Annotated in this window: 30 protein-coding genes; 12 read left to right on the top strand and 18 right to left on the bottom strand. The window is 72.5% G+C overall.

Annotated features, from left to right (window positions below; translation table 11 throughout):
* The first annotated feature begins 128 nt into the window (after positions 1 to 128).
* Positions 129 to 665: a hypothetical protein gene (locus AB0C25_RS25720; protein ID WP_357376784.1), complete on the top strand. Its 537-nt coding sequence runs from the start codon at positions 129 to 131 to the stop codon at positions 663 to 665.
* Here AB0C25_RS25720 and AB0C25_RS25715 read toward each other — a convergent pair.
* From AB0C25_RS25715 to AB0C25_RS25705, 3 genes are all read right to left on the bottom strand, one after another.
* Positions 653 to 3,754 carry a BTAD domain-containing putative transcriptional regulator gene (locus tag AB0C25_RS25715; protein ID WP_357376783.1) on the bottom strand — a complete coding sequence of 1,034 codons (3,102 nt, stop codon included), beginning with the start codon at positions 3,752 to 3,754 and terminating at the stop codon, positions 653 to 655. The genes AB0C25_RS25720 and AB0C25_RS25715 overlap by 13 nt on opposite strands.
* Positions 3,755 to 3,878: 124 nt before the next feature.
* Positions 3,879 to 5,081 (bottom strand): low temperature requirement protein A, encoded by a 1,203-nt coding sequence (locus AB0C25_RS25710; protein WP_357376782.1) that lies wholly within the window; start codon positions 5,079 to 5,081, stop codon positions 3,879 to 3,881.
* Positions 5,068 to 5,526 (bottom strand): hypothetical protein, encoded by a 459-nt coding sequence (locus AB0C25_RS25705; RefSeq protein ID WP_357249328.1) that lies wholly within the window; start codon positions 5,524 to 5,526, stop codon positions 5,068 to 5,070. The genes AB0C25_RS25710 and AB0C25_RS25705 overlap by 14 nt, the downstream gene beginning before the upstream one ends.
* A gap of 147 nt (positions 5,527 to 5,673) precedes the next feature.
* Here AB0C25_RS25705 and AB0C25_RS25700 point away from each other — a divergent pair, with 147 nt between their 5' ends.
* From AB0C25_RS25700 to AB0C25_RS25690, 3 genes are all read left to right on the top strand, one after another.
* Complete coding sequence (locus tag AB0C25_RS25700) at positions 5,674 to 7,377, top strand: acyl-CoA dehydrogenase family protein (RefSeq protein WP_357376781.1); 1,704 nt, start codon at positions 5,674 to 5,676, stop codon at positions 7,375 to 7,377.
* 31 nt (positions 7,378 to 7,408) lie between these two features.
* The gene (locus AB0C25_RS25695; RefSeq protein WP_357376780.1) at positions 7,409 to 8,581 is read left to right on the top strand and encodes a hypothetical protein; all 1,173 of its coding nucleotides are present in this window, start codon (positions 7,409 to 7,411) and stop codon (positions 8,579 to 8,581) included.
* A gap of 101 nt (positions 8,582 to 8,682) precedes the next feature.
* Complete coding sequence (locus tag AB0C25_RS25690) at positions 8,683 to 9,054, top strand: VOC family protein (protein ID WP_357376779.1); 372 nt, start codon at positions 8,683 to 8,685, stop codon at positions 9,052 to 9,054.
* Positions 9,055 to 9,065: 11 nt separating this feature from the next.
* Here AB0C25_RS25690 and AB0C25_RS25685 read toward each other — a convergent pair whose 3' ends face one another.
* From AB0C25_RS25685 to AB0C25_RS25665, 5 genes are all read right to left on the bottom strand, one after another.
* The gene (locus AB0C25_RS25685; RefSeq protein ID WP_357376778.1) at positions 9,066 to 10,064 is read right to left on the bottom strand and encodes a tyrosine-type recombinase/integrase; all 999 of its coding nucleotides are present in this window, start codon (positions 10,062 to 10,064) and stop codon (positions 9,066 to 9,068) included.
* 67 nt (positions 10,065 to 10,131) lie between these two features.
* On the bottom strand, positions 10,132 to 10,557 hold the full coding sequence (locus tag AB0C25_RS25680; RefSeq protein ID WP_088951751.1) for an Hsp20/alpha crystallin family protein: 426 nt from the start codon (positions 10,555 to 10,557) through the stop codon (positions 10,132 to 10,134).
* Between the two features lie 113 nt (positions 10,558 to 10,670).
* A complete protein-coding gene (locus AB0C25_RS25675; protein WP_357376777.1) occupies positions 10,671 to 11,084 on the bottom strand; it encodes a DUF6069 family protein in 414 nt (137 codons plus the stop codon).
* A 77-nt stretch (positions 11,085 to 11,161) separates the two neighbouring features.
* Positions 11,162 to 11,638 (bottom strand): MarR family transcriptional regulator, encoded by a 477-nt coding sequence (locus tag AB0C25_RS25670; protein ID WP_357376776.1) that lies wholly within the window; start codon positions 11,636 to 11,638, stop codon positions 11,162 to 11,164.
* Between the two features lie 52 nt (positions 11,639 to 11,690).
* Entirely contained in the window at positions 11,691 to 12,206 is a 516-nt protein-coding gene (locus tag AB0C25_RS25665; protein WP_357376775.1) for a DUF2087 domain-containing protein, read from the bottom strand.
* Positions 12,207 to 12,331: 125 nt separating this feature from the next.
* On the opposite strand from AB0C25_RS25665, the gene AB0C25_RS25660 reads away from it, so the two are divergent.
* Positions 12,332 to 13,051: a VOC family protein gene (locus AB0C25_RS25660; RefSeq protein ID WP_357376774.1), complete on the top strand. Its 720-nt coding sequence runs from the start codon at positions 12,332 to 12,334 to the stop codon at positions 13,049 to 13,051.
* 32 nt (positions 13,052 to 13,083) lie between these two features.
* Here AB0C25_RS25660 and AB0C25_RS25655 read toward each other — a convergent pair whose 3' ends face one another.
* Positions 13,084 to 13,587, bottom strand: a complete 504-nt coding sequence (locus AB0C25_RS25655; RefSeq protein WP_357376773.1) for a MarR family transcriptional regulator — start codon at positions 13,585 to 13,587, stop codon at positions 13,084 to 13,086.
* Positions 13,588 to 13,655: 68 nt separating this feature from the next.
* On the opposite strand from AB0C25_RS25655, the gene AB0C25_RS25650 reads away from it, so the two are divergent.
* The gene (locus tag AB0C25_RS25650) at positions 13,656 to 14,888 is read left to right on the top strand and encodes an MFS transporter (protein WP_357376772.1); all 1,233 of its coding nucleotides are present in this window, start codon (positions 13,656 to 13,658) and stop codon (positions 14,886 to 14,888) included.
* 66 nt (positions 14,889 to 14,954) lie between these two features.
* Here AB0C25_RS25650 and AB0C25_RS25645 read toward each other — a convergent pair whose 3' ends face one another.
* Positions 14,955 to 15,146 (bottom strand): DUF397 domain-containing protein, encoded by a 192-nt coding sequence (locus tag AB0C25_RS25645; RefSeq protein ID WP_355031686.1) that lies wholly within the window; start codon positions 15,144 to 15,146, stop codon positions 14,955 to 14,957.
* The gene (locus tag AB0C25_RS25640) at positions 15,137 to 15,904 is read right to left on the bottom strand and encodes a DUF5753 domain-containing protein (protein ID WP_357376771.1); all 768 of its coding nucleotides are present in this window, start codon (positions 15,902 to 15,904) and stop codon (positions 15,137 to 15,139) included. Before AB0C25_RS25640 ends, AB0C25_RS25645 begins: the two co-directional genes overlap by 10 nt.
* Before the next feature lie 236 nt (positions 15,905 to 16,140).
* Between AB0C25_RS25640 and AB0C25_RS25635 the strand changes: the two genes are divergently transcribed.
* The 3 genes from AB0C25_RS25635 (at position 16,141) to AB0C25_RS25625 (ending at position 18,053) form a co-directional block, all read left to right on the top strand.
* Positions 16,141 to 16,434 (top strand): hypothetical protein, encoded by a 294-nt coding sequence (locus tag AB0C25_RS25635; RefSeq protein WP_357376770.1) that lies wholly within the window; start codon positions 16,141 to 16,143, stop codon positions 16,432 to 16,434.
* On the top strand, positions 16,434 to 16,679 hold the full coding sequence (locus AB0C25_RS25630) for a flavin reductase (protein ID WP_357376769.1): 246 nt from the start codon (positions 16,434 to 16,436) through the stop codon (positions 16,677 to 16,679). Before AB0C25_RS25635 ends, AB0C25_RS25630 begins: the two co-directional genes overlap by 1 nt.
* A gap of 141 nt (positions 16,680 to 16,820) precedes the next feature.
* Complete coding sequence (locus AB0C25_RS25625; RefSeq protein ID WP_357376768.1) at positions 16,821 to 18,053, top strand: MFS transporter; 1,233 nt, start codon at positions 16,821 to 16,823, stop codon at positions 18,051 to 18,053.
* Positions 18,054 to 18,132: 79 nt separating this feature from the next.
* On the opposite strand, the gene AB0C25_RS25620 is transcribed toward AB0C25_RS25625, so the two are convergent.
* The 4 genes from AB0C25_RS25620 to AB0C25_RS25605 all read right to left on the bottom strand — a co-directional run bounded on the left by AB0C25_RS25620 (position 18,133) and on the right by AB0C25_RS25605 (position 21,243).
* Positions 18,133 to 18,627: a CAP family protein gene (locus AB0C25_RS25620; RefSeq protein WP_357376767.1), complete on the bottom strand. Its 495-nt coding sequence runs from the start codon at positions 18,625 to 18,627 to the stop codon at positions 18,133 to 18,135.
* 469 nt (positions 18,628 to 19,096) lie between these two features.
* Positions 19,097 to 19,684 carry a GNAT family N-acetyltransferase gene (locus tag AB0C25_RS25615; RefSeq protein ID WP_357376766.1) on the bottom strand — a complete coding sequence of 196 codons (588 nt, stop codon included), beginning with the start codon at positions 19,682 to 19,684 and terminating at the stop codon, positions 19,097 to 19,099.
* Between the two features lie 24 nt (positions 19,685 to 19,708).
* The gene (locus AB0C25_RS25610; protein WP_357376765.1) at positions 19,709 to 20,215 is read right to left on the bottom strand and encodes a DinB family protein; all 507 of its coding nucleotides are present in this window, start codon (positions 20,213 to 20,215) and stop codon (positions 19,709 to 19,711) included.
* Positions 20,212 to 21,243, bottom strand: a complete 1,032-nt coding sequence (locus AB0C25_RS25605; RefSeq protein ID WP_357249377.1) for an aldo/keto reductase — start codon at positions 21,241 to 21,243, stop codon at positions 20,212 to 20,214. The genes AB0C25_RS25610 and AB0C25_RS25605 overlap by 4 nt, the downstream gene beginning before the upstream one ends.
* A 122-nt stretch (positions 21,244 to 21,365) precedes the next feature.
* On the opposite strand from AB0C25_RS25605, the gene AB0C25_RS25600 reads away from it, so the two are divergent.
* Positions 21,366 to 22,916 (top strand): glycosyltransferase family 39 protein, encoded by a 1,551-nt coding sequence (locus AB0C25_RS25600; RefSeq protein WP_357376764.1) that lies wholly within the window; start codon positions 21,366 to 21,368, stop codon positions 22,914 to 22,916.
* 39 nt (positions 22,917 to 22,955) lie between these two features.
* Here AB0C25_RS25600 and AB0C25_RS25595 read toward each other — a convergent pair whose 3' ends face one another.
* Complete coding sequence (locus AB0C25_RS25595) at positions 22,956 to 23,438, bottom strand: Rrf2 family transcriptional regulator (RefSeq protein WP_357376763.1); 483 nt, start codon at positions 23,436 to 23,438, stop codon at positions 22,956 to 22,958.
* A 137-nt stretch (positions 23,439 to 23,575) separates the two neighbouring features.
* Between AB0C25_RS25595 and AB0C25_RS25590 the strand changes: the two genes are divergently transcribed.
* Positions 23,576 to 24,316 (top strand): NAD(P)H-binding protein, encoded by a 741-nt coding sequence (locus AB0C25_RS25590; protein WP_357376762.1) that lies wholly within the window; start codon positions 23,576 to 23,578, stop codon positions 24,314 to 24,316.
* A gap of 93 nt (positions 24,317 to 24,409) precedes the next feature.
* Positions 24,410 to 25,144: an SMI1/KNR4 family protein gene (locus AB0C25_RS25585; RefSeq protein ID WP_357376761.1), complete on the top strand. Its 735-nt coding sequence runs from the start codon at positions 24,410 to 24,412 to the stop codon at positions 25,142 to 25,144.
* A gap of 28 nt (positions 25,145 to 25,172) precedes the next feature.
* On the opposite strand, the gene AB0C25_RS25580 is transcribed toward AB0C25_RS25585, so the two are convergent.
* Together AB0C25_RS25580 and AB0C25_RS25575 are read right to left on the bottom strand one after the other, a co-directional pair.
* Positions 25,173 to 25,655 (bottom strand): NUDIX hydrolase, encoded by a 483-nt coding sequence (locus AB0C25_RS25580; RefSeq protein ID WP_357376760.1) that lies wholly within the window; start codon positions 25,653 to 25,655, stop codon positions 25,173 to 25,175.
* Between the two features lie 120 nt (positions 25,656 to 25,775).
* The gene (locus AB0C25_RS25575) at positions 25,776 to 26,351 is read right to left on the bottom strand and encodes a TetR/AcrR family transcriptional regulator (RefSeq protein WP_357376759.1); all 576 of its coding nucleotides are present in this window, start codon (positions 26,349 to 26,351) and stop codon (positions 25,776 to 25,778) included.
* Positions 26,352 to 26,389 lie beyond the last annotated feature (38 nt).

The following is a 26,389-nucleotide window of genomic DNA, read 5'->3' as shown; positions in this document are numbered from 1 at the left end:
GAGCGCGTCAGCAGCGCGGACGCCCATGCCGTACTGACGCCACGATGACGGGCGGCTGCGACAGTGCCGGCGACGTCATCGCGGCGTCAGCGGGCTCCGGACGGGGTCCACGAACGGGAGGTCCCATCATGCGTATCCGAGCGGCGGCGCTGGCCGCCCTCCTGGTCAGCGGCGCTCTGATCGGCGTCGGCGGTGGCACGGCGTACGCCGACCCGGACGTGAATCCGTGCGCCGCCACCGACGGCGACCCGATCATGGGCACCGCCGGCGACGACATCCTGCACGGCAGCAGCGGACCCGACGAGATCTACGGCCTCGGCGGTGACGACATCATCTACGGCGGCGGTGGTGTCGACACGATCCACGGCGGCGGCGGCGACGACGTCCTGTTCGGTAACGACTGCGGGGACTTCATCGTCGGCGGAGCCGGCGACGATGTGCTGGCCGGTCTCTACGGCGACGACCACCTCTCCGGCGCCAACGGCGCGGACCTGCTGATCGGGGTGGCCGGCGTCACCATCTGGGGCGTGGTCAGCGACGGCGACAGCTTCGACGGTGGCCCCGGGGAGGACACCTGCGCGGAGGACGACGAGACCAGCAGCGACATGGTTTTCTACTCGTACGTGGACTCCGACGACGGCAACGAGAACCTCTACAACTGCTGACCGGCCGTCGTCCGCAGCACGCCCGGGTCCGGGGGCGGTGCGTCGATCGCGCGCATCGCCCCCACCCACCTGTCGAACGCCCGCCGAGCCTCTCCGTGCCGGCCGGCACCGACAAGCGTCGCGACCAGCGCGCGGTGCGCCCACTCGTCGTAGGAGTCGGCGTCGAGCAGCCGGACCAGAGTGGTGGCGGCCCGGTCGGCGTCACCGTCGCGCCGGTATCGGCGGGCCAGTTCACGCAGCGCCCGCAACCACACCGAGCGGGCCTGTTCCCGCAGCCCGTCGGCCCAGTCCTCGTAGGGCTCGTCGGCGAAGGCGTCCCCCCGGTAGGCCGCGTCCACCTCGGCGAGCATCGCGCGGGCCCGCGCCGGGTCACCGTCGCGGGCGAGCCGCTCGGCCCGCGGGACGTCAGCGAGGACGTTCTCCGCGTCGACGACCACCCGGGTCAGGTCGATGCGCACGCCGGTCAGGTCGGCGCGCACGTACCGGTCGACGGGCCACCGCCGGGGAGGGTCGAGCACGGCACGCACAGCGGACAGCAACACCGACAGGCGGTGCGCGGTCCGCCGGGGCTCGTCGTCGGGCCACAGCAGCTCGCACAGCTCCGCTCGCCCCACGGCACGGCCGCGCCGGGCGACGAGGATCTTCAGTAACGTGCGGGCCTGCCGGGACCGCCACGCCGGCAGCGGTACCTCCCGCCCGCCGACGATGACTTCGAACCGGCCGAGCACCCGCACCTCGACGGTGCCACCGTCGACGGACGGCTCGGACAACTGCCGTCCGTCGACCGTCTCGACCCCGAGCGCCAGCAGCCGGTTGGCGGCCTCCTGCGCCGCCGAACGCTGCGCGCCGTCGGCGCCCGGGACCCGACCCAGCAGGACGACTGTCTGTTCAGCGGCCGGTCCCGCGCCCGCCGTCCGCCAGATCGCCCCGGCCTCCAGCAGCGCGTCCCGGCTCGCGGTCGGGTCGGCGGCGACCGCGGCGGTGAGTTCCAACGCCTCGGCCAACGCGTCGGCCTGCCGGCCGGTCCGGGCCGCCCGCACCGCTTCGGCCGCCCGCCGCCGGGCCACCTCCAGGTCACCTCCGGCGTACGCCACCCAGCCCGTCGCCGCCAGCGCGCAGGACAGCAGGAACGCCGGTGCCAGTCGGTGTGCCTCGTCGGCGGCGGCACGGGCGGCGGTGAGATCGGCTGCGGCGCCTTCACAGCGCAGCCGGGCCAGGCCGACCAGCGCCGGGATGCGTACCTGGAGGTCGCCCACGTCCCGGGCCAGCTCCGCGGCCTCGGTGAAGGCCGCCAACGCCTCCTCCCGTCGGGCCAGGCGGCGACTGACCTCGGCCAACCCGTACACGCCGAAGGCCGCCCGGTTGAGTCCCAACCGCTGCGAGACCAGTTTGGAACGGGTGAAGTGCAGGGTCGCCTCGTCGTAGCGGCCCAACCGCACCAGCGCCTCACCCGCGTTGTGCAGCGCGGTCACCAACACTCCCGGCGGTCCGGCGAGTTCCGCCGCGCGGACCGCCCGCACGGCGGTGGCCAGCGCCGACGGGTACCGGGCCTCCCGCAGCAGGCAGTGCGCCTGGTTGACCAGGACCCGCGCCTGCTGGACCAGGTCACCCGCGCGTTCCGCCGCCGCCAGCGCCTCGGCCAGGTGCCCGTCGCGGCGGACACCGGACGAGGTCAGCGCGGCCGCGATGTGCGCCGCCGCCAACGGCGCGTCCTCGTTGAGCTGTCGCGCCGCGCCGAGCGCCCGCGCCCCGGTGCTGACCGCCTCGTCGACCCGGCCGAGCTGGGCGAGGGTGCTGGCGCGGCAGGCCAGCAGCAGGACGTCGTCGGGGCCGGGTGGGGTGACCGTCGGCGGCGCGCTCACCCGGTCGAGCACCTCGAGGGCACCGGCGTAGTCGGTGCGCAGGTACGGCACCATCGCAGCCCGCCACAGCAGCCGCGCCGGCCAGTGACGGTCGTGGTCCGACCGGGCCAGCAGCGGGGCGAAAACCCGCGATGCCCAGGTCACCGAGCCGGACATCCGCAACGCGTCACCGAAGATCAGTTGGAGGTCGGGGTTCTGCTCGGCCGGCGGCAACACGCTGATCAGGTCGACGACATCCGGCGCCCCACCACCGGCGAGCATGTCCTCACCGTGGCTGACGATCAGCCCGGCACAGCGGGGGGTGTCGCTCGCGTCGTGCAGGGCTCGGGCAGCCGCCAGCGGGTACGCGTTGGCGAGGTACCAGTCGGCGGCGGCGGACAACCGACGGCGCCCCGCGGCGTCCGGCCGGCCTGCCTGCTGGGCCACCACCGCCGCGAGCACAGGCACCAGCTGCAACGTCGACGAGGTGGGGCCGGATCGTCGGCGGGGATGGGCGACCAGCAACCCGGTGCGGGTCGACCAACGCAGCGCCTGCGCGGTCGCCGCTGGCGTGTCGGCGTCGATGGCCGCGCACAGCGGCGCGGTGATCGGGTCGAGGTGGTGGACGCGGCCGAGCAGACTCGTCACCTGCGCGGGCAGGTCGGCGAGGATCTCGTCGCGGGCGAAGTGCCCGCCGGCGGTGCCGGGTTCGGTCAGGGCCGCGAGCAGCTCCCGTCGGCCGATGCCCTGCCGGCCGAGGGCGTCACCGGCGAGGTGTACCCACGCCGGCCAGCCGGCGGTCAGCTCGTAGACCAGGTAGGCGAGGTCGCTGTCGGGCACCGCGTGTTCGTCGCGCAGGATCCGGGCGACCGCGTCCCGGCCGAGGGCGAGGGTTTCCGGCCCACGGTGCACGACGGGCCCGGCACAGGCGCTTGGCGCCGCGTCGGCGAGCGGTTGTCGAGCGGCCAGCGTCACCGCCGGCTGACCCGGCAGCGCGCTCAACAGCCGCACCAGGGCCAGTTGGTCGTCCGCAGTGAGCGTGGACACCTCGTCCACGGCGACCCGGGCCAGCGGATGCGCGTCCGACGGGCTGGTGGGCTGCGACAGCGCGTCGAGCAGGTCCGTCGCCCGGTGACAGGTCGTCGGACCGTCCCCGCCGATGGTCTCCAGGGCGGTGCTCTTGCCGTAACCGGCGGCGGCCACCATTATCAGCCACCGCTGGGCTCGGGTCCGCCGGTCGGTTGCCATCGCGTCGCCTCCGCTCGTCCGAGCACCGCGGAAGGTCACCCGGAGGGCCGGTCACCCACGCTAACCATCCGGCGGCCCGCCGACGCCGGCGTTGTCCGAGAACCGACGCAGTGCCGCCGGCGGGTCAGGACGGCCCTCGGGCGGCGGACCGTGCCCGCGACCGGTCGGTCACGATGACGGCGACGGTCACCGCCAACGCCAGCGCGGCGCACACCGCGACGGGCAGTTCCAGCCGCACGCAGATCGGCACCAGCGCCAGCAGCACCAGCACGGCGGTGATCCGGCTGGTCGGTGGGCGTCGCCACAGCAACGCCTTGTAGGCGCCGTGCCCGGCGAGGAACAACGCCGGACCACCCAGGGTGAACAGCGCGGCGACAGTGGTGGCCGGCGCGCCGGGCTCCCGCAGCAACAACTCGTCGCCCGCGGAGGCGACGATCACGCCGGCGACGATCACCGGGTGCAGGTAGTTGAACGCGACCCGGCTCAACGCCCCGGTACGCTCGCCCGCCCCCGCGATCACCTCGGTCGCGGCCGGGGCCGACCGGGCGAAGTACACCCACCACAGCGCCACCGAACCGGCGAACGCCAGCAGGAACGCCCCGGACGTCACCAGGTCCACGTGTGCGGTGAGGGTGTTGCCGGTGACCAGGATCGACTCACCCAACGCGATCAGGACGAACGCCGCGCACCGTTCGGCGAGGTGCCCGCCCTCGACCATCCACCGTTCGGGGCGGCTGCGTCCCCGCCCCGGCAGTGGGTAACCGATCAGCAGGCCGACCACCTCGATCACGATCACCGCCGCCCACAACGCCTCCCGGGCGACCCCGGTGGCCAGGCCGCCGAGCACCACGAGCACCGACGTCCCGGTGATCCACGGCAGCGACTGCTGGAATCCGGCGACCAGCCATGGGCTGCCCTGCACCGCCCACAACGCGAACAGGGTGCGGCCCACCTGTACGACCACGTAGACCACCGCGAAGAGCAGGCCGGCCCCGGCGAACGCCTCCGGGATCGCCGCCGACAACGACAGGCTGCCCAACGCCACCCCGATCAGCACCGTGCGCACCGGCCCCTGGTCCGGTTGCAGCCAGTTGGTCAGCCAGGTGGTGTAGACCCAGACGAACCAGACGAGCGCCAGCAGCAGCGCCGTCCGCGCAGCGCCCCGCCAGTCCGGGTGGGCGATCAGGTAGTGCGACAACTGGGTGATGGTGAAGATGAAGACCAGGTCGAAGAAGAGTTCCGTGGACGTGGTCGGCTGCACCCCCTCACGTGGTCGCAGCAGCTGCGGACGTACCGGGGCGGCGGTCGGTGGCTCAGAAGGGGTCACCGCACACCCGCCAGTCCCCGCCCTCGCGGACCACCGGCAGACGCCGTTCCTCGCTGAGCCCGCCGTCGCGGGTCACCTTCACGGTCACCGTGCCGTGCGGTCGTCCGCTGCGGGTGGCGACCGACACGTCGGTGATCTCGTAGTCGGTGACCATCGGCGGCGTCCGCACCCAACTGGTGAAGCCGATCGCGCTCCACCGGCTGCGCGCGTCCGCGCAGAGCCGCTCGTACGCCTGGTCGCTGTCGCCCAGGGCGACCTCGCTGAGAAAGTCGTCGGCGGTTTCCCGGATCGGGCCGGCGGCCTGGCGGACGGTCTGCAGGTTCCAGGCGGCCACCCCGGCCACGCCGACGCAGCACAGCGCCACACCGAACCCGGCGAACGCCAGCCCGGTGCGCATCGGGCGGTTGCGCCGGGCCGGTCGGCTCCACGGCTGGCCGGCACCCACGACTACCGACCGTAGAGAACGCCATCGCACTGAAGTGCGACAAGTCGGAAATCGGGCGTACCTGGGTCGGTGGGACTGCCCTGTTCGGACCGGCCACGGATCGTCTACCGTCGGCGCACGTCCCCGAGCCGTGCCAGGAGTCGATCGATGAGCCGCTTCGTGCAGCCGGTGCCACCTCCCGTCGATCCGTACGCCGGTGACGGCCTGCTGCGCTCCTGGCTGGAGCGCCACCTGGGTCCCGGCGGGCACGCCGCCGCGAAGGGACGCCTCGCCGACCTGGCCGCCGACGTCAGCGGGCCGCTGCGCGCGGCGCACGCCGACGCGGAGGCGCACCCACCGACTCTGGTCCGCTACGACCCGTGGGGCGCCCGGATCGACCGGATCGACACCTCCGCCGGCTGGCAGGCGCAGCGTGCCGCCGCAGCCCGACACGCCGTGGTCGCGCTGCCCTACCTGACCGAGGCGCGCGGCACCTGGGGCGCCGCCGCGCGGGTCGTGCAACACGCCCTGCTGCACCTGTACGGGCCGGAGTCGGCGACGTTCTCCTGCCCCGTGGCGATGGCCGACGGGGCGGCGGCGCTGCTGAGCATGCCCGACGTGGACGCCGGGGTGCGCGACGCGTGGCTGCCCCGGCTGATCTCCACGGAGCCGGCCACGGCGATCACCAGTGGGCAGTGGATGACCGAGTCGCAGGGCGGCTCCGACCTGGGCCGGTCGAGCACGATCGGCCGGCCGGCAGCGGACGGGTCCTGGCGGCTGACCGGGGAGAAGTGGTTCTGCTCGGCCGCCGACGCGGCGATGGCGGTGGCGCTGGCGCGGCCGGAGGACGCCGGGCGCGGCAGTCGGGTGCTCGCACCGTTCCTGGTCCCCCGCTACGCGGCCGACTCGCCGTTGAGCATCGGCGGGGCGCCGGACGCGCCCGCATCGGGTGTCATCGTGCGCCGCCTCAAGGACAAGCTCGGCACCCGCGCGCTGCCCACGGCCGAGATCGGTCTGCACGACGCGTACGCGCTCCCGCTGGGCGACCCGGCGGTGCCCGGCCTGGTCCGGGCGATGACCCTGGTCGTGGTGACCCGGGTGCACAACGCGGCCGCGGCGGCCGGCGGGATGCGGCGCGGGCTGGACTACGCCCGCGCGTACGCCGACGTGCGGCACGTCGCCGGCGGGCCGTTGACGTCCTCGCCGCTGCACCGGGCCACGTTGGGCACCCTCGCGGTCGACGCGGCGGGCGCGTTCGCTCTCGCCGGGCACGCGTTCGCCCTGCTGGGGCGGGTTGAGGTCGGCGCCGACCCGGAGGCCGCTGCGGAGCTGCGCATCGTGGCGCCGCTGGCGAAGCTGGCCACCGGCCGGCTGGCCGTCAGCTCCGCCAGCGAGTACGTGGAGAGTTTTGGTGGCGCCGGTTACGTGGAGGACACCGGTGTGCCCCGGCTGCTGCGCGACGCGCAGGTGCTGCCGATCTGGGAGGGCACCACAAACGTGCTGTCGCTGGACGTGCTGCGCGCGTTGACCAGGGAGGACGCCGGGGCTCCGCTGCTGGGCCGGCTCGCCGCCGCGGTCGACCTGGCCCGACCGCTGTCGCCGACGCTTGCCGACACCCTGGCCGCCGTCACCACGCGGCTGGGCGAGACGATCACCTCGGTGACCGCCGATCCGGGCGCCGCCGCGGTGCAGGCCGGTGCCCGTGGTCTGGCGCTGCGCCTGGCGTACGCGCTGACCACCGCGTTGCTCATCGAGCACGCCGCGTGGGGTGACGAGCAGGCGGAGCTGGCGGCCCGGCTGTGGGCGCGGCGCTGGCTGCGGCAGGAGGAGATCGCCGAGGACGCCCACCACCACCTGGAGTTGCTCTGCTGACCGGCCGGAGCGAGCGCACGGACGAGCACCCGTGTCGGTGCTGATCGAGCTGGGCGACGACCGGGGTGCGCCCCGAGACGACGACAGGCCACCGCCGCAGGTGTCGCGGGGTCGGCGGGTGGCGCTGCTGGTGGTGGCGTGCGCCCTGCTCGGCGGGGCCGCCGAGCCCGCGTACCTGACGCCTGAGCTGGGGCCGGCGACGCCCGCCGGTGCGACCGTGCTCGGCGCGGGGCCGCTGCTTCTGGTCGTCGACCCCGGCCCGGACCCGCCGACGATGAGTGCCTACGACGCGGCCGCGCCACGTCGCCCGGCGCGGTGGCGGGTCGCGATGCCGCCCGGCTCCGGGTGGTCCGCCGAAGCGGTCGGTGACGTGTTGTTGGTCGCCGAACGCGACCAGGTACGCGGGACGCGAGTGACCACCGCCCGGTCGATCCGCACGGGCCAGGTGGTGTGGCGACGACCCGAGCGGGTGTACGCGACCGGCGACGTGGCGGTGGCGGTGAGCGAGGTACGCAGTGCCTCCGAACCGGGTCGCCGGATCGAGGGCGGCGTGCACGGGGTCGATCCGGCCACCGGCGTCAATCGTTGGTCGGTGCCGGTGCCCTCCACCGCCGTCCTGCGGGTGCTGCCCGACGTGCCCGGGCGGTTGCTGCTGGTGCAGGACGACGGGCTGGCCCGGCTGCTCGACATCCGCGACGGCGCCGACCGCGGGCGGGGGCGGCTTCCGCCGGCCAACTACGGCCCGGACAATCCGCAGGTCGTTGGCGCGCATCTGGTGCTGCGGCATCCGAGCGGCAGCAGCGGGTCGGTGCTGACCGGTTACGACCTGCCCGGGCTGACGCCGCGCTGGCAGGTGGCGGTCGAGCCGGGCGAGATGACCCTGCGGCCCTGCCAGGGTCTGATCTGCGGGCAGGACGAGCAGGGCCGCTGGGCCATCGACGCGGGCACCGGCGCGCGGCGGTGGACATGGCCGGGCGGGGCGCGCTGGCACACCGTCGCGGGCGCCCGCGTTGCCGGTGAGTCGTTGGTGCTGCTGGGCTTGGCGTCGGACGGCCGGCGCGTCCTGGTCGCGACGGTGGGCGCGGACGGTCACCGGGTGATCGCGGTGCTCCCGGCCGGGCTGAGCGGTTGCCGGCGGGTCGGTGCCCGGCTGATCTGCGGCGACGGCACCCGCGCGACGCTCTGGCCGCTCGGTGTCCCCTGACCCGACCGCGTCCGCGGGTCGACGCTCAGCGCAGGGGACCTCGGGCGACGGCGGCGCGCAGGTGCACCGAACCTGTCGGGCACCGGCGGCATACTGCTGGCGTGACAGTCTCTGCGGACCTCGCCATGGTCAATCTCGACAGTTCCGACCCTGCCGGCCACGCCGCTTTCTACCACCAGGTGCTCGGCTGGGAGATCACCCACAGCCAACCCGAGTACGCGATGATCAAATCAGGTGGAGTCTCCATCGGCTTCGGTCTGATCGAGGGCTACCAGCCGCCGGCCTGGCCCGATCCCGCCGGCGACAAGCGTTACCACCTGGATCTCTACGTCGACGACCTCGCGGCGGCGGAGGCCGCGTTCGTCGCGGCGGGCGCGTCCAAGCCGGATTTCCAGCCCGGCGGTGAGACGTGGGTGGTGCTCCTCGACCCGATCGGGCAGCCGTTCTGCATCTGCCCCCGCCCCCAGAGCTGAGCGGGTGACCGTCAGCTGCGGCGGCGGGACCGGGCCGCCCACACCACGTAGGCCGGGTCGCGGTCGAGGTTGTGCCGGTCGCGGTCGTAGCGGCGGGTGGTGCGCGGGTCGGCGTGGCCCATCGCGTCCTGCACGTCCTCCAGCGGCACCCCCTCGGAGCGGGCGGTGGTGGCGAAGGCGTGCCGCAGTGAGTGCGGTGACAGCTTCGCCCAGGCCGGGATCCCGGCGGCACGGGCGAGGCGGCGGACCATCCGGAACACCGAGTGCCGGTCCAGCCGGGCGCCGCTGGCGGTGACCAGCAGCGGCCCGGTGAGCTGTGGCACGGGCACGCCGGTGGCGGCGGCCCGCTGGGCCAGGTAGGCGTCCACGGCGTACCCACTGCCGGGGGTGAGGGCCCGGCGGCGTTGCTTGCCGCCCTTGCCGACGAAGCGGACGCTGCGGTGGCCGCGTTCGGTGCCGAGGTCGGTCAGGTCCAGCGAAATCAGCTCGCCGACCCGCAGGCCCAGGTCGGCGAGGAGCGCGATCGCCGCCCGGTTGCGCAGGGCGGTCGGGCCGGTGTCCGCGTCGGCGGCGGCGAGCAGGGCGTCCACCTCCTCCGGGCTGAGCCCGAGGGTGGCGGAGTGGTCGCGGTCGACGCGGGGCCGGTCCGCGCCGGAGACCGGGTTGGCCGGCAGCGCGCCCAGCTTCACCAGGAAGTCGTACCAACTGGACAGCGCGGAGAGCCGTCGCGCCACGGTCGCCGGGGTCAGCGGTCGGCCGCTGCGGGCGGCGAGGGTGGACTCCAACGCCCGGGCGTAGTCGTTGACGTGCAGGAACGTGGCCCGCAGCGGGTCGAGGTCGCGGCCGGCGCACCAGGTGAGCCAGCCGGTGACGTCGCGTCGGTACGCGTCGCGGGTGTGTTCGGACAACCGCCGGTTACGCAGCCACGCCTCGGTGACCTCGACCGGTCCACTCGGCAGCGCGGGTGACGCGGACGGGCGGGCCAGCACCGGAGCGTCGGAGAACACCATGTGAAAAAGGTTCTCAGCCTCGGGTGGGATCAGCGCGCAGGCGCGCCGATCCCACCCGACACCGTGATCATGCGTTGATCTGCCGACGCCCGTCGCCGTTTGCGGTGATGGTCACGCGGCGGGGCTTGGCCCGCTCGGCGACCGGGATGCGCAACGTCAGCACTCCGTGCTCGTACCCGGCTTCCAGCTTGTCGGTGTCCAGGGTGTCGCCCAGGAACAGCTGCCGGGTGAAGGTGCCCATCGGGCGTTCGGCGGCGACCAGCTCGACGCCGTCGCCGCTGGGCCGGCGACGCTCGGCGCGGACGGTGAGCACGTTGCGCTCGACGGTGCAGTCGATGGTGTCCGGGTCGACGCCGGGCAGGTCGAACGCCGCGTAGAAGTGGTCGCCGTCGCGGTAGGCGTCCAGGTGCATCATCGCGGGACGGGCTGCCGTACCGAAGAACTGCTCGGCGAGCCGGTCGATCTCGCGGAACGGGTCGGTACGCATCAACATGATCATGCCTCCTCGGTTCTCCTGGCCGAAGGTGATGAGTTGAGCCGGGGCGACTCAACTTCCTCCTCTTATTTAGCGCATCCCCCGACCGGGCGTCAACCGCTCAGCGGTGGTCAGCGGCGGCGTGCCGGTAGCAGGGCGATCAGGGGAGCCGCCACGGCCAGGTGCGTCGCGCCGAGGGTCAGCTTGGCCCCGCCGGTGGCCTCGACGCCGAACAGGGGTACGAGGGACACCGCCGTCACCACCACGGCGAGTGAGATCCAGACCGGCCGGGCCACCCGCGGGGCGAATCGTTCCAGCAGGGCCAGCGTGGCCCAGCCGAGCAGGGCGGCGCCCAGGGCGACCACGAGGATCGCGCCCGCCCCGATGTCGGCGGCGGGTTGACCCGGGCTCTCGACCGTGAAGTCGACGCCGGCCAGCGCGCCGATCGCCCAGATGGCCAGGGCGGCCACCACGGCGGCGGCGACGCCGAGAGCGCGGCGGCGCAGGGTCGAGGTGGTGGGGGTCGTGACGGCGGTAGCGCTCATGACGGGCTCCTCGTTCAGGGGAAACGAACGAGTACGACCGTAGCAGATAGTCTTGTTCGGAACTATCTTTGTCGGAACTAACAGGCGGAGCGGCCGCCCGGCGCGTACGGGGAGGTAGTGGCCAGCGGGCCGCTCACCAGCGCCAGCAGGGCGCGCAGAAACGCCTCCCGGTCCTGCTCGGGCAGGGTCGCGAGCAGGTCGTCCTGAATGCGCCGGACCACCTGCTGCGCCCGTTGCAGGACCTGCTCCCCCGCCGGAGTCACCACGACCAGCCGGGCTCGCCGATCCGTCGGCGCCGGTCGGCGCTCGGCCAGCCCGGTCCGCTCCAACTGGTCGAGCGTGACGACCATCGTGGTCTTGTCCACGCCACACCGCTCGCCGATCTCGCGCTGGGTCAGCTCGCCGGTGCGGGCCTGCGCCAGCACGTAGTGCGCCCGCGGCGAGATGCCCAGCTCGGCCAGCCCCGCGGCATGCTCGGTCTGCAACGCGTGACTCGCCCAGGAGAGCAGGAACAACAGGTCCGGTGGGCCGTCGGCGGGCGTGCAGGAGGTCATGCGCCGAGGCTAGCAAGATGCTCCGCGACCAGACGGTTTGCGGCGTGGACGATCAGGGCCGCTGGTAGATGCCGTGCTCCCGGGTGAGCAACTGCTCGTCGATCAGATACCGACGCAGCGTGGCGTGGTCCGACCCGCCCGCCGCGCACCACGCCTTGAGCGCCTCGTCGACGGCCCGCTCCGGATAGCGGGCGCCCGGCTCGAACGACCGCTCGGCGATGTGCGTGAGCAGGACGCGCCGCCGTTTCGGCTGCGCCGGCAGGCCCACCAGGACGTCTCCGCGCAGGAAGGTGCGCAGCACCGGATCGGCGGCCGGGTCGGTGTCGTCGGCCGGGCGGCTGTCGCGGGCGGCCGCCCGCAGCGACGCCTCGTCGACCGCGAGCGCGCCGTCCGCACCGGCGACAAGGCCCGCGTCGGTGAGCCGACGGACCCCGGTGAGCACGACCCGCACCGGCAGGCCGGTGCGCTCGGCGACCTGCGCCGCGCTGGTCGCCCCCAGCACAATCGCCGCGAAGATCCGTCGTCGTCCGTCGTCGGCCAGGGTCCCGGCCAGAGCATGCGCAGTCACGCCGGTCACCCTCGCATCAGCGGTACGCGCACCGCCAGGCGTTTTCCGGCCGATCGGATGGCCGAAGGCGATGATCGGCTATTTCCATGTGCGACGGACACCCTCCCACCCCTAGGAAGGGAGGCATGACCAACGAGCGGACCGTTCCCCTGCTGCCGTGCGCATCCATTGACGACATCGAAGACTTCTACGGAGTTCTCGGTTTCCGCACCACGTACAAGCAACGCAAGCCCAACGCGTGTGTGGGGGTGCAGCGGGAAGACCTGCATCTGCAGTTCTTCGAGATCACCGGATTCGACCCGGAGCAGTCCTATGGCTCCTGCCTCGTCATCACCGCCGACATCGAGGGACTGCATCGGGCATTCGCGGCCGGCATGCGTGCCGCGTACGGCAAGGTGCTGGTGTCCGGAACGCCGCGGATGACCCGACCCAGGGCGCGGAAGAACGCCGACGGGCTGGGCGGATTCAGCGTCATCGACCCGGGTGGCAACTGGATCCGCGTCTTTCGGGACGCCGCCGCCGCGCCCATGCCGGCCGCCACGGCTACCGGGCGGCTGGCCAAGGCCCTGGCGAACGCTGTCGTGCAGGCCGATTCCAGGGGAAGCGTCGGACAGGCCGTTCGGATCCTCGACAGCGCGTTGGCCCGCCCGCAGGCCGACGACGACCCGGTCGAGCAGGTAGAGGTCCTGGTCTACCGCGCCGAACTCGCGCTGGTGCTGCACGATCCGGAGACCGCGGCCGAGATGCTGGCCCGCGCCCAGTCCGTCACGCTCACCGAAGACGAATCCGACAGGGCGGCACCCGCGTTCGACAACGCCACCGAACTCGCACTAGCGCTGCGGTGACTCACCAGGCGAACGCCGGCCGGCCGAGGAGCTCAGTCGGCCGTCGGCTGCTCGGCGACGAGCAGCACCCGGCGCAGCAGGTCGGCGAGGTGTCTCCGCTCGGTCGTCGTGAGCGCGCCGAGCAACCGGTGCTCCTCCGCGCCCTGGATCTCCATCGCCCCGCGCCACGCCGCCTGCCCCGCGTCGGTGAGTGCCACGTCCACCCGCCGACGGTCGACCGTGGACGGGATGCGGCGCACGAAACCCCGCCGTAGCAGGGCGTCCACCCGCGCGGTGATCGAGGCGGGAGCCATCGCGAGGTCCGTGGCGAGGTCCGAGGGCGCCGCCCGGCCACGGCGGCCGGCCAGGGCCTGCAGGGTGTCGTACTCATGGACCGACAGGTCGAAATCGACCAGGACCCGCTCCTTGACCGAACGCAGGTGCCGGGTCAGCTTGATCATCCTGGTCACCGCGCCCTCGACGTCGGCGTCGAGGTGCGGCACCACCGGCAGCCACCGCTCGATGTGGCTGTCGACGGTGTCGGGAGTCGTGGTCACCGCCTCAGTTTACCTCAACGTCGAAATATTCATTGTCGAAAGGTTCGATGTCGAAGTATGTTGCCGGCATGACTCACCCCCTGCGCACCCGCTCGTTCCGGTTGCTGTTCCTGGGCCGGACCGTCTCCGCCGTCGGCGACGCGGTGGTGCCCGCTGCGCTGGCCCTGGCCGTGCTGCGGGCCACCGGCTCCACCGGCGCGCTGGCCGTCGTCCTGGCCGCGGCGATGGTCCCCCGGCTGCTGCTGTTGCCCCTCGGTGGTGTCGTCGCCGACCGGTTCGACGCCCGACGGGTCGCGTTGCTGGCCGACCTGGTCCGCTGCGCCACCCAGCTCGCGGTCGGCGTGGAACTGCTCGGGGGTGATCCGTCACTGACCACAGTCGTCATCGCGTCCGCCCTCGGCGGCACCGCCTCGGCGTTCGCGATACCGACCGCGTCTCCGCTTGTCGCCGGCGCCGTCGAACCGGCCGGCCGGCAGCGGGCCAACGCCCTGATGGGGATCACCGCCAACGCCAGTCGCCTCGCCGGCCCGGCGTTGGCCGGCGCGCTGGTCTGGGCCGCCGGGCCCGGCTGGGCGTTCATCCTCGACGGCGCGTCGTTCGCGCTCAGCGCGGCACTGCTCGCGCTGGTGCGGATCCGCCACGTGCCGGTGCCGCACCGGTCCGTCTTCGCCGACCTGCGCCACGGCTTCGGGGAGGTCCGCGCCCGGGACTGGTTCTGGACCAGCCTGCTCGGGCACGGCGTGTGGAACGGCGCCGCCGCCGTCCTGATGACCCTCGGCCCGGCCGTGGCCATCGACCGCCTCGGCGGCGAGACGACCTGGGTGCTGCTGTTGCAGGCCGGCGCGATCGGCATGCTCACCGGCTCGCTGCTGGCCGGGCGGGTCCGCCTACGCCGACCGGTGCTGCTGGCCAACCTCGCGTTGGCCAGCTACGCCGCGCCGCTGTTCCTGCTCGCCGTCGCCGCGCCCGCCCCGGCGGTGATTGCCACGTACGCCGTGGCGCTGACCGCCCTCGGCTACTTCAACCCGGTCTGGGAGACCGTCGTGCAGCACCACTTCCCGCCGGAGGTCCTGGCCCGCGTCACCTCCTACGACTGGCTGGTGTCGCTGGGCGCCATGCCGCTGGGGTACGCGTTGGCGCCACTGGCCGCCGACGCGTTCGGCGCACCCGTCCCGCTGGCCGTCGCCGGCCTGCTGGTCCTGGTCTCCTGCGCGGGCACCTCACTCGTCCCCGGCGTACGCCGACTCACCTGGCCGACCACCCCGCAACCGCGAGCGGCCGAACCTGCCGGCGTCAGGTGAGCCGGACCGCGCGCACACGCGAAAGGCCCCCGACCAGCGCCGGGAGCCTCTGAGCGGGGTGGTCGGTCAGCCGGCGTCGCGGGTCATCGCGACGAAGCCACGCCAGGACTGCGGGCTGAAGGTCAACGTGCCGCCGTCGCGATCCTTCGTGTCCCGCACGAGGACCACCCCCGGGAGGTTGTCGGCGACCTCGACGCAGTCACCGCCGTTGCCGCCGCTCTTCGTGCTCTTACGCCACCGCGCACCGCTCATGTCCATGATGCTGCCGCTTCTCTCAGAAGGTCCAAGGAACGCCCTCGGGGCAGTGCCTCTCCGCGAATACGCTCCCACCGTCGTTCCAGGTTAACAAGCTCCGATGGCTGGTCGAGGATCTGCGCCTGCGCCGGGCCGTCGACGTGCGCGACCCGCGACCCGTCCGGCATGTCGGCGATGGTGAATGGACCGTCCAGGCCGGGATAGCTGGGCGCGTCCGCCGGAACGATGTGGAGCTGCACGCTGTCGGTCTCGGCGTGCCCGAGCAGGCGGGTGAGTTGCGCCGCCATCAGGGCGCGGTCGTCGCCGACGCGTCGCCGGAGTACCGCCTCGTCCAGCACGGCGATCAGCAGCGGCCCATTGTCGCGGGTGAGGATCGCCTGCCGGTTGATCCGCGCCTCGGCGAACTCGCCGACCGCGTCCGGTCTCAGCACCCCACCCGCCAGGGTCGCCCGCGCGTACGCCTCGGTCTGTAACAGTCCGGGCACCCAGGCCAATTGAAACGATCGCAGCGTCACCGCCTCGCGTTCGATGTCGACCCACGGCCGGAACCACACCGGTTCGCGGCGACGGACGACATCCGGCCAAAGCGCGTCGGTGTCCTTTGCCAACAACTCCGCGACGGTGGAGCGGTGTCGACTCTGCGGAATGTGGCCCGGGTTCGCCCATCTCGCGACGGTCTTCGGGTGCACACCGATGCGACCTGCGAGGCTCTCCGCGGTGTGACCCGCCTCGGCGAGCGCCGCAACAAAGGCGTGGTTCATGCCGTGCCTCCCCTGGAACAAAGCAACCGTCCGAAGAAGATTGCACAACGCTGTGTGATTGTCCAGCGACTCTCGGCAAAGTGCGGTGTAGACGGCGCGGCCGGCAGGGACCCGAACCCGGCGGACGCGTTCGTGCCGGGGCCGCCCCGACGGGGCGGCCCCGATCCCACCACCAACCAGGGGGCATCGATGCCAGCCGAGACCGGACCAGCGCGGCCGACACCACAGGAGCCGCGATGACCGGCACACTGCGGGCGGGGGACGTGATCCTCCTGAGCACCGCCGCCAGCGTCCAGTTCCACACACCGATAGTCGTCCGGGTCATCCGCGAGTTGCCCGACCGACACACCTACGACGGATGGCTCTGGCTCGACGCCTACGAGCTGAACCCGAAGGGCGAAGCGATCGCGCGGCGGGAGCTGTTCGTCCTGCGGGCGGGCGTGCAGATCCAGGTGTCGTCCCCGCGCCCCGGCAACGAGACCCGCCGGCCCGCACCGATCCGGCGTACCGGTCCCGTGAGGGTCCGCTGATGCCACAACGCCCCAAGCACTCCCCGTTGCGGCCGTCGTGGCGATGCCGGGTCTGCGGCATCCGGTGGCCGTGTTCGGCCGCGAAGTTGCGCCTGCTCGGCGAGTACCGCGAGGACCGGCCCGGCCTGTTGGCACACCTGGCAGAGCTTCAGGAGGCAGCCGAAGCCGACCTCACCACGCTCAACCCGGGCGTCGTGTCGCCCGACCTCGCCCCGCGTTTCGTCGGCTGGGCCGAAGCCCGCTGAGCCGTCCCGATCCGACGGCGACGGAGACCGCCGCGCCGTCGCGCACCTGGCATTAATCGCACGCTCTTCGACACCGGTATGGCTAGCCTCACCCAGAGGCTGGTCGGTGAACGGGCACATCCATGAATCGGGGGATTCGCGATGTCAGGCGCAGCGCCCGGCGGCGACTCGCTGCGTCCCACCCAACTGCTTCGCCGCAGTCGACCCTTTCGCAATCTCTTCTCGGCCCGGCTCGTCTCGTACGCCGGCGATTCGCTCAGCCTCGTCGCGCTCATGCTGCACGTCAGCGAGACGACGGGGAAGGCGCTGGCAGTCTCCCTCCTGCTGCTCGTCGGAGATCTCGCGCCCTCGATGTTGGGTCCCTTCAGCGGGGCGCTCGTCGACCGGCTCAACCTCCGGCGGCTGATGGTGGTCTGCGAACTCGTCCAGGCCGCGGTCCTGCTGGTGATCGTGGTGACGCTGCCCCCGCTGCCGGTGCTGCTGGCCCTCGTCGCGATCCGCGCCACCGCCTCGCAGATCTTCCAACCGGCGTCGCGGGCGGCGGTGCCCGCACTCGTCGCCGACCGTGACCTGGAGACCGCCAACTCCACAGTCGGGTTCGGCTCGAACGCGGCGGAGGCGGCCGGCCCGCTCCTCGCCGCAGCCCTGTTCCCACTGGTCGGAGTGCGTGGGCTGCTGCTCGTCGACGCGGTGACGTTCCTCGTCTCGGCCGTGCTGCTCGCGACTCTCCCGTCCCTCCCGGCGGTGACCCCCGAGGGCCGCCAGCCGTCACTCCTGCGCCAGGCCAGATCGGGAATCGGCTATCTGCTCAGCGTTCCGACAGTACGGGTGATCTTCCTGGGCTTCGCCGCGGTGGTCGCCTTCAACGGAGTCGACGACGTGGCACTGCTGGTGTTGGCCCGGGACACCTTCGAGGTGGGCAACTCCGCGTTCGGGCTGCTGCTGGGCGCGGTCGGCATCGGACTCGTCGCCGGGTACGCCCTGTTGTCCCGGTGGGGCACCCGGGCGTCGATGGCGCTGCTGCTGATCGTGGGCTTCGGGGTCAGCAGTCTCGGGAACCTGCTCACCGGGCTCGCCTGGGCCGTCGCCGCCGCGATCGCGCTCCAGGGGGTCCGGGGGCTCGGACTGGCGGCCATGGACGTCGCCTCCAGCACGCTGCTGCAACGGACGGTCCCCGCGGGCATGCTCGGCCGGGTCTTCGGCAACCTGTACGGCGCGATCGGGGTCGCCGCCGCACTGTCCTACCTCGCCGGTGGTCTGCTGCTGGACCTCACGTCCGCTCCGGTGACCCTGGTGATCGCGGGCGTCGGCGGCCTGGTGGCCACCGGCATCGTCGCGCTGCGACTGCCACGGGCGATGCGACGCCGGGAATGATGGGCGTCGGCCGCTCGACTGGCGCAGAGCGGGGCGCACCGGTCATCGCCGGTACGCCCCGCCGCGAGGGGTCGGTGTGTCAGCTTGAGGGCCCGATGTTCATCACGTACTGGCCTTCCATGTTTCCGGGCAGCGAGAAGTTGGCCACGATGAAGGTCTCCCACCACTTCGTGCCCTGGCCGGCGACCCGCCCCACGCCCAGCTTCGTGGTGTTCTTCCACACCAGTGCGGTGAAGTGCCCGATCGGCTTCGTGGGGTCGAGGGGTTCGCCCGTGGCGAAGTTGTAGTTGCTGTTCTCGGCGTACCAATTCTCAACAGCGGCAGTTCCCGAGCCCGCCGTGGGACCGGTCGAGGCGCCCGCCCACGACGCGTTCTCACCGGTGTCCGGTCGCAGGCCCTCGTGGGTGAGCTTGGTGCTCTCGGCCATGAAGGACGCCCTCGACTTCGAATACTCCACGAGTTCCGGGTCGAGGGTGAGCAGCGACGATCCGTGCCGGGCCCGCAGCTGGTTGACCTTGTTCAGCACCTCCTGCAGGAACTCGTCGTTGGTTCGATCAGCGAATCCAGCTCGCATGATGTGACACCCTTCTGCTGAAGACGAACGGCGGGGAGGTCTACCCCTTGGCGGGCGGCTCGGCCCCGGAGGGCTCACACAGCGGGCCGGGCAGCCATCGGCAGCCTTCCATCCGCCAACACGACAAAACCGTCACTGACGGTGACGGATCAATGACAGAAGCGGTAACACCGAGGGCTGGCCGGTGAATCGGTGCGGAGACGCCGTGGCGAATCTGGCCGCACCCCAGGTGACCGGGGTACCCGGGCTTGGACGGCAGCGTCAGCGGCTCGTATTGCCAGCCGGGAACGACATCAGCGACGTGCCAGAGAATTTCCTGTTCTCTGTCACAACGGCAATTTCGCACCCCGGCCGACCAGCACGACACCCGTCCACGGCACGGTGCGACTCGCCGCCAGGTTTGTGTCCCATCGCGATGCGACGTAAGGACGGTGCGACGCCGACGGCGTCCAGCGAGTAGATCGACTGCTCAGATCGGGCCGTCGGTGCGCAGCCGTGCGTGCAGGTGCATGTCGTGCCAGCCGTCGGCGTGTCGAACCGACCCCCGGAGCAGGCCCTCAGGCGGGAAACCGACGCGCGTGGCCACCCGGCACGACGCCGCGTTGGCGGTCGAGTGATGCAGGGCCAGCCGGTGCAACCCGGCCCGGGTGAAGCTCCACCGGGTGAGTGCCCCCAGCGCCGCGGCGGCGTTGCCCTGCCCACGCGCGGCGGGCACCACCCAGTACGACACCTGCGCCGACGCCTCCTCCAGCAGCACGTCCCGCAGCCCCACCTGACCCACCGGCCGGTCGTCGGCGTCGACGACCGCCCAACTGGCCGACGTCTCGTCGCGCCAGCGCTGCGCCCACTGGGCCGTCCACGCCCGCGCCTCGTCGTCGCCGTCCAGGCGGCGGACGTGCCACCGCTGGATCCGCGCACAGTCGAAGGCGGCCCGAACGGCCGGGGCGTCGTCGAGCCGCCACGGCCGCAGCGCCAGCCCGGGGCGTACCGGAAGGTCTGGTTGTTGCTGGGCGCCGAGGCTCCCGGCGGGCAGGGCGGGCGCGACGAGCAACGGCATCGGCCCATTATCGGGCCGGCGGCGTCACTCCCCGGTCGGACCCCCGGCGAGTTCGGCGACCACGTCGAGGTGACCAAGGTGGCGGGCGTACTCCTGCACCAGGTGGAACAGCACCCGCTCCAGCGACGCCGGGGCCGCGTCGTTCCAGCGCGGCCCCGGCGCGCCGATCTCCGCCAGGTCGTGCGCCGTCACCACCGCCGTGGTGTGCGCGCCCTGCGCTCGCAGCGCCGCCACCAGGTCCTCCCGCGTCTCGTCGGGGGCGACGTACCAGCGGTCCTCGCGGCGGTCGCCCCACGGCTGCGCGACGTCCCGGCCCTGGAACCCCCACTCGATCCAGCGCCGCTCGACGTGACGCAGATGCGTGAGCAACTCCAGCGGGGTCCACCCGGACGGCAGCCGGCTGCGCCGCAGCTCCGGCTCGGCCAACGCGGACACCTTGGCCACCAGGGTCTCGCGAAAGTAGTCCAGGTAGCGCAGGAAGACCTCGGTGCGGCTGCCGGCCGGGTCGGTCGGCTCGGGAAAGGCAGTCACGACCCGGTGGGCAGGTCGCGGGCGCGCTGTCGCACACCCGCCCCGCCGTACGGGTAGTCACCCACCAGCGGGGCGCTCGCCTCGTCCAGCGAGCGCATCTGCTCGGCGTCGAGGACCAGGTCCGCGGCGGTGAGGTTGTCGTCGAGCTGCTCGGTGGTACGCGCGCCGAGGATCACCGAGGTGACCGCCGGTCGGGCCGCCAGCCAGGCCAACGCCACCGCCGACATGGACACGCCCCGTTCGTCGGCGACCCGGCGCACCGCGTCGAGCACCCGCCAGGTGCGCTCCTCGGCGTTGCGACCGGCGTACGCCTCGACGCCGCGCTGCGGGTTCTCACCGAGGCGGGTCGCACCGGTGGGCGTGTTGTCGCGCTGGTACTTGCCGGTCAGCCAGCCGCCGCCCAGCGGCGACCACGGCAGGATGCCGATGCCCTCGTTCTCGCAGACCGGCACCAGTTCGAACTCGATCTCCCGGGCCAACAGGTTGTACTGCGGTTGCAGGGACACGATCGGGGTGAGGTTGAGGTGCTGGGTGAGCAGGGCCGCCTTCTGCAACTGCCAACCGGTGAAGTTGCTGACCCCCGCGTAGCGGATCTTTCCCGCGCGCACCGCGTCGTCGAAGAACCGCAGCGTCTCCGGCAGGGGGGTCAGCGGATCCCAGGCGTGCGCCTGGTACAGGTCGACGGCCTCGACACCGAGCCGCCGTAGGCTGGCGTCCAGGGCGCGGGTGAGGTGCACCCGGGACAGGCCGGCGTCGTTCGCGCCCGGACCCATCGGGAACCGTCCCTTGGTGGCGATCACCAGCCGGTCGCGCACGTCGGGCCGCGTCCGCAGCCAGCGTCCCACGATGTCCTCGGAGACACCCGCGGAGTAGACGTCGGCGGTGTCGAGGAAAGTGCCCCCGGCCTCGACGAACCTGTCGAGTTGAGCGAAGCTGCCGGCCTCGTCGGTCTCCGCCCCGAACGTCATCGTGCCCAGACACAGGGTCGACACCACCGTGCCGGTGCTGCCCAGAGTGCGATAGCGCATATCGTCCTTTCGGTCCGAGTGACAAAGCCGATCTTCGCACTCGGTAGGGCCACCCGCACATGGAGGCCGCCGGGCCCCGACACGGGCACCCGTGCGGCCACCTCGCCGGTCATCATGGGCGGGTGAGCGAGTCCGCGATCAACATTGACCGGCCTCAACGGCCGGTTCCGACATCACCGCCGGGAGCGCCGGAGCCCGGTGCGCCCACCCGCCTCCCGGGGCTGGTGGCCCTGACGACGAGCGTGGTCCTGCTGTTGCTCGCCGGGCGCTACGGCTATCACCGCGACGAGTTGTACTTCCTGCTCGCCGGCCGGCACCTCGACTGGGGTTACGTCGACCAGGGGCCGCTGGTCCCCGCGCTGGCCCGGCTGCTGGACACGATCGCGCCGGACAACCTGGTGATTCTGCGGACCCCGTCGGCGCTGCTGGCCGGTGGCGCGGTGCTGCTGGTCGCCGCCATCGCCCGCGAGTTGGGCGCCGGTCGCGGTGCGCAGACCTGCGCGGCGGTGCTGGCCGCGCTGTCCGGCATCGTGCTCGCCAGCGGGCACCTGCTCAGCACCACCACCGTCGACCTGCTGGTCTGGCTGGCCGCGGCGTGGTGTGCGGTGCGGTTGCTGCGTACCGGCGACAGCCGCTGGGCGCTGGGCATCGGGCTGGCGCTCGGCGTGGGCATGCTCAGCAAGGTGCTGCCCGCGCTGCTGGCCGTGGGCCTGATCGTCGGCGTGCTCATCGGCGGGCCACGTCGGCTGCTGCGGGACCGCTGGGTGCTCGCCGCCGCCGGGATCGCCGTGCTGCTGGCCGCACCCAATCTGATCTGGCAGGCGGCGCACGGCTTTCCCCAGCTCGGCGTGGCGGCGTCCATCGCCGACGGTGACAGCTCCTACAGTGGCCGCCGCGACGCGTTGACCCTCCAGTTCGTCATCATCAGCCCGTACGCCGTACCCATCTGGATCGCCGGCCTCGTCGCGCTGCTGCGGCGACCGGCGTGGCGGGCCTACCGGGCGGTGGGCTGGGCCTGGTTGGTGGTGTTCGGCATCGTGCTGATCGCCGGTGGCAAGGGCTACTACGACGCGCCGCTGCTGCTGGTGCTGACGGCCGCCGGCGCCGTGGTGACCGTGGGGTGGGCGTCGCGCGGGTCGGTCCGGCTGCGCCGAGGGCTGCTCGCGTTGGGCGTGGTGCCGTTCCTGCTGCCCAACATGGTGCTGCTGCTGCCGGTGCTGCCGGCCGAGCGGTTGCCCGGTTTCGTGGTCGACGTCAACTACGACGCCGGCGAGACGATCGGCTGGCCGGCGTTCGCCGACTCGGTCGCCACCGTCCACCGTGGGCTGCCGCCCGAGGAGCGCCCCCGGGCGGTGATCCTGACCAGCAACTACGGCGAGGCTGGCGCGCTGGCCCGCTACGGTCCGGTCCGTGAGCTGCCCCGGGCCTACTCCGGGCACAACAGCATGGTCGACTTCGGCCAGCCGCCGGCCAGCGCGGACGTGGTCATCGCGGTCGGCTGGGAGCGCCCCGAGCCGCTGACCGCCTGGTTCGACGAGTGCACGCTCGCGGGGCGGGTGGATCAGCGGGTCGAGGTGGATAACGACGAGAACGGCGGCCCGATCCACGTCTGCCGGGGGCTGCGGCGTCCGTGGGCGCAGATCTGGGACACCGAGGTACGCCACACCGGCTGATGCCCCCGGGGCGCACGCTCCGGCAGTGGGCCGCGGTGGTCAGCCGGCTCCGCTGCTCAGCCAGGTCTGGATGCCGGCCAGTGCTTCGGGGCCGGAGGTGGCGTCGACGTCGCGGGCGAGGTCGGCGATGGTGACTGCGGCGAGCGCCTGGCGCCAGGCGTCCTCGGCTGCCCACATCGCGCGGGCGACCGGACACGGCGTGGTGCAGGCGTCGGCCGGGGTCGCGAACGGGCCGCGCTGGCGGATCTCGGTGCAGACGAAGGTCGGGCCGGGGCCGTCGATGGCCCGGACCACGTCGAGCAGGGTGATGCTCTGCGGTGCCCGGGTCAGCACGTAGCCGCCCGACTTGCCCTGCACCGAGTGGATCAGGCCGGCGCGGGCCAGGGCCTGGAGCTGCTTGGCGAGGTAGCTGCCGGAGACGTCGTGCAGCTCCGCCAGCTTGGCCGCCGGCACGGGCGCGCTGCTGGTGGTGAGCACCACGCAGCAGTGCAGCGCCCACTCGACCCCGCCGGACATCTTCATGCCCTCACCCTAGCCAACCCCGGTTACTCGGACTTCAAATGTCCGAGTATTGTTCTCGGACAGGAAAGGTCCGAGTTCTGGCTGCCCACAGTGCGGCCGGACAAAGACCCCACAACGTCACGGGAAGGTGCACTGTCATGAAGATCGCCGTACTGGGTGGGACCGGGCTCATCGGTTCGCAGGTCGTGCGGATCCTGCGGGCCGCCGGTCACGACGCGGTGCCACTGTCGCCGTCCACCGGGGTGGACCTGCTCACCGGGCAGGGTCTGTCCGACGGGCTCACCGGCGCTGACGTCGTCGTCAACCTGACCAACTCGCCGACCTTCGACGACGCCTCCCCCGCCTTCTTCCAGACGACCATGAACAACCTCCTCGCCGCGGCCGATCGCGCGGGCGTCGGCCACGCCGTGGTGCTCTCCATCGTCGGCGTCGACCAGGTGCCCGACCTGGCCTACTACCGCGCCAAGGTCCTTCAGGAGGACATCCTCAAGGCCGGTCCCGTCCCGTACTCGATCGTCCGCGTCACCCAGTTCTTCGAGTTCGTCGAGGCGATCCTGTCGTGGACGGCCGACGACACCACGGTCCGCCTGCCCAGCACCCCCGTGCAGCCCATGGCCGCGGCCGACGTGGCGCAGGCCGTCGCGGACGTCAGCATGGGCGCACCGCTGCGCGGTGTCCGCAACGTCGCCGGCCCCGACGTCTTCGCCCTCGACGAGCTGGGACGGATCACCCTCGCCGCGCGCGGTGACCAGCGCAGCGTCACCACCGACGGCAGCGCCGGCATGTTCGCCGCCGTACCCGGTGCGGTGCTCGTCGCCGCCGACGACGCCCTCATCGCCCCCACCACCTACCGGGAGTGGCTCGGCCGCCAGGGCTGAGGCGTCCGCCGGCCCGCACACCGACGTGCGGGCCGGCGCCGGTCGTGGGGTCGGGGCCGCGAAGACGAGGTGGTGACGGCTAAGGTCCGCGTCATGACCGACACCGCAGCCGAGGTCGACAGGCGCGTCGCCGAGGCGTGGGCCCGGATCGAGGCTGGCCTCGGTCGCGTCCTGCCGTCGTCTCTACGGCTGCTCAACGCGCCGGCTCCGGCACCCGCGATCGATGCGGTCGAAGCCGCCCTGGCCAGGACACTGCCGCCCGATTTCCACGCCAGTCTCCGCATCCACAACGGGACCGAACCCGGGGCGACACCGCCGTCCCTCGCGCCCACCCCCGTACCGCTGGACAACCTCTGTGACACCGACGAGATCATCGAGATGACCCGGATGTGGCGCGACAACTACGGTCCGGAGCCGGACTGGGACGACCCTCAGGTCTGGGCCTACCTGGTCGACAGAGGAATGCTCTGCCTGAACGGCCCGGTGCGGCCGATCGTCGGCACGCCGGGCGTGGTGGTCGTGGGGCACATGAACGGCGACGTGCTGTGGCTGCTCGACGGTGATCCGGCACCGGGGGGCACGCCCGGACAGGTGGTTCGGGTGGATATCGAGTGCGCCTCCTGGGACGTGCTGGCCCCATCCTGGACGCAGCTGCTCGTCCGCTACGCCGAGGACCTCGCACTGTTCGCGGCGGACCCGGACACCTCTCCTCTGGAGATCGATCCCCTCGTGGGGCCGGCCTGCGAGTGGGGCAGCACCCCGTCGGCCTCCTGGGGGACGCGTCCGGCGTGGCTTCGGGACGTCCCAGCTCGCAGCCCCTACACCTGATCCTCGCCGACGAGCCCTGGACGGGCGGTCAGTGTCGCAGCAGGCCGGTCGTGCGGATCGGCTCCACGTGCCCGCTGGGTGGCGCGCTGCGGTGCAGTTCCAGACCGATGTCGACGACGACGGAACGCTCCAGGGTCCCGACCTGCGCCATCGGAACCCACTGCGCCAGGTCGGTCGTGCCACCGGTCTCGGATCGAAGCTCACCGCCCACGATCCGGGCTCGATAGAACACCGCGAGCATGTGCAGCTCGACAACGTCGTCGTCGACCCGTTCCACGTTCCTGGTCCGCGAGTTCACCCCGAGCAACTGCTCGACCTGCGCCGCGTACCCCGTCTCCTCCGCCACCTCGCGCACGACGGCGTCGAACGGATCCTCGGTGTGCTCGACCCCTCCACCGGGCAGCGTCCAGTGCCGCCGAGCCCCGTCGGGCGACACCCAACGGGCGAGCAGCAGGCTCTCGTCCCGCAGACACACCGCGTACGCGGCCACTCGAAGCCGTTGTGTGATCACACGAACCAGGATCGCGCAGTTGCCGGCAACGTGCCGCCCGCACACGCGTTCGGCCGGCCTCCCCGCACCGCCGCCACGGCCACGTCGGTGCGACGAGGAGTGTGGGGTCGTCCTCGTCGGTCAGCTCGGGAAAGGGTTACGGGCGGCGGCTGCGGCGACGGTTGCCAGGTCGTCGCTCGAGAAGCCGGCGCGGCTCAGCACCGCCAGGGACTTGTTCGTTGCCAGCGTGCACAACGCCAGCGCTGCCGCCTCCTGCTCACCGGCCCCCGCCGCCTGCAACGCCTGCTGCAGCATCGCCCGCAACCCGTCGATCATGGCGCGGACCATCGCCTGGCCCTCTGCGTCGAGGGTCGGGAACTGCGTTGCCGACACCGTGAGCAGGCAGCCGTCGGGAACCGTCGGGTCGGCGATGCGGTTCAGGGTGACCTGCAGGTAGGCGGCCACCACGGCGCTCGGGCTCGGGTGGGGGCCGGTCAGTGCCCGCTCGTACAGCGGTTGGTAGGTCTGTGCGTACCGTTGGAGACTTTTGCGGAAGAGGGCGCTCTTGTCGCCGAAGGTGCCGTAGAGCGAGCCCCGGCCCAGGCCCGTGCCCTCGGTCAGGCGGTCGATCGAGGCCTCCGAATAGCCCCAGCGCCAGAAGACGTGCATCGCACGTCGGAGCGCCTCGTCCACGTCGAACTGCTTGCGGCCGGCCATGGTTCGTCAGTCTACACATCTTGTAACGATCGTTCCAA

The organism is Micromonospora sp. NPDC048839 (assembly GCF_040649915.1).
Classification (GTDB): domain Bacteria; phylum Actinomycetota; class Actinomycetes; order Mycobacteriales; family Micromonosporaceae; genus Micromonospora.
The sequence above is the reverse complement of the archived record's forward strand: the minus strand, read 5'-3'. Positions and strand labels throughout refer to the sequence as shown.

Bases quoted from the DNA above. Each gene is read 5' to 3' on its own strand.
- AB0C25_RS25680 (WP_088951751.1), bottom strand. From the start codon at position 10,557: ATGTTGATGCGTACCGACCCGTTCCGCGAGATCGACCGGCTCGCCGAG.
- AB0C25_RS25605 (WP_357249377.1), bottom strand. From the start codon at position 21,243: ATGCGCTATCGCACTCTGGGCAGCACCGGCACGGTGGTGTCGACCCTG.
- AB0C25_RS25595 (WP_357376763.1), bottom strand. From the start codon at position 23,438: ATGAAGATGTCCGGCGGGGTCGAGTGGGCGCTGCACTGCTGCGTGGTG.
- AB0C25_RS25650 (WP_357376772.1), top strand. From the start codon at position 13,656: ATGACTCACCCCCTGCGCACCCGCTCGTTCCGGTTGCTGTTCCTGGGC.
- AB0C25_RS25645 (WP_355031686.1), bottom strand. From the start codon at position 15,146: ATGGACATGAGCGGTGCGCGGTGGCGTAAGAGCACGAAGAGCGGCGGC.
- AB0C25_RS25685 (WP_357376778.1), bottom strand. From the start codon at position 10,064: ATGGTGTTCTCCGACGCTCCGGTGCTGGCCCGCCCGTCCGCGTCACCC.
- AB0C25_RS25620 (WP_357376767.1), bottom strand. From the start codon at position 18,627: ATGCGAGCTGGATTCGCTGATCGAACCAACGACGAGTTCCTGCAGGAG.
- AB0C25_RS25715 (WP_357376783.1), bottom strand. From the start codon at position 3,754: ATGGCAACCGACCGGCGGACCCGAGCCCAGCGGTGGCTGATAATGGTG.
- AB0C25_RS25590 (WP_357376762.1), top strand. From the start codon at position 23,576: ATGAAGATCGCCGTACTGGGTGGGACCGGGCTCATCGGTTCGCAGGTC.
- AB0C25_RS25625 (WP_357376768.1), top strand. From the start codon at position 16,821: ATGTCAGGCGCAGCGCCCGGCGGCGACTCGCTGCGTCCCACCCAACTG.
- AB0C25_RS25640 (WP_357376771.1), bottom strand. From the start codon at position 15,904: ATGAACCACGCCTTTGTTGCGGCGCTCGCCGAGGCGGGTCACACCGCG.
- AB0C25_RS25635 (WP_357376770.1), top strand. From the start codon at position 16,141: ATGACCGGCACACTGCGGGCGGGGGACGTGATCCTCCTGAGCACCGCC.
- AB0C25_RS25585 (WP_357376761.1), top strand. From the start codon at position 24,410: ATGACCGACACCGCAGCCGAGGTCGACAGGCGCGTCGCCGAGGCGTGG.
- AB0C25_RS25675 (WP_357376777.1), bottom strand. From the start codon at position 11,084: ATGAGCGCTACCGCCGTCACGACCCCCACCACCTCGACCCTGCGCCGC.
- AB0C25_RS25700 (WP_357376781.1), top strand. From the start codon at position 5,674: ATGAGCCGCTTCGTGCAGCCGGTGCCACCTCCCGTCGATCCGTACGCC.
- AB0C25_RS25575 (WP_357376759.1), bottom strand. From the start codon at position 26,351: ATGGCCGGCCGCAAGCAGTTCGACGTGGACGAGGCGCTCCGACGTGCG.
- AB0C25_RS25615 (WP_357376766.1), bottom strand. From the start codon at position 19,684: ATGCCGTTGCTCGTCGCGCCCGCCCTGCCCGCCGGGAGCCTCGGCGCC.
- AB0C25_RS25670 (WP_357376776.1), bottom strand. From the start codon at position 11,638: ATGACCTCCTGCACGCCCGCCGACGGCCCACCGGACCTGTTGTTCCTG.
- AB0C25_RS25630 (WP_357376769.1), top strand. From the start codon at position 16,434: ATGCCACAACGCCCCAAGCACTCCCCGTTGCGGCCGTCGTGGCGATGC.
- AB0C25_RS25660 (WP_357376774.1), top strand. From the start codon at position 12,332: ATGACCAACGAGCGGACCGTTCCCCTGCTGCCGTGCGCATCCATTGAC.
- AB0C25_RS25720 (WP_357376784.1), top strand. From the start codon at position 129: ATGCGTATCCGAGCGGCGGCGCTGGCCGCCCTCCTGGTCAGCGGCGCT.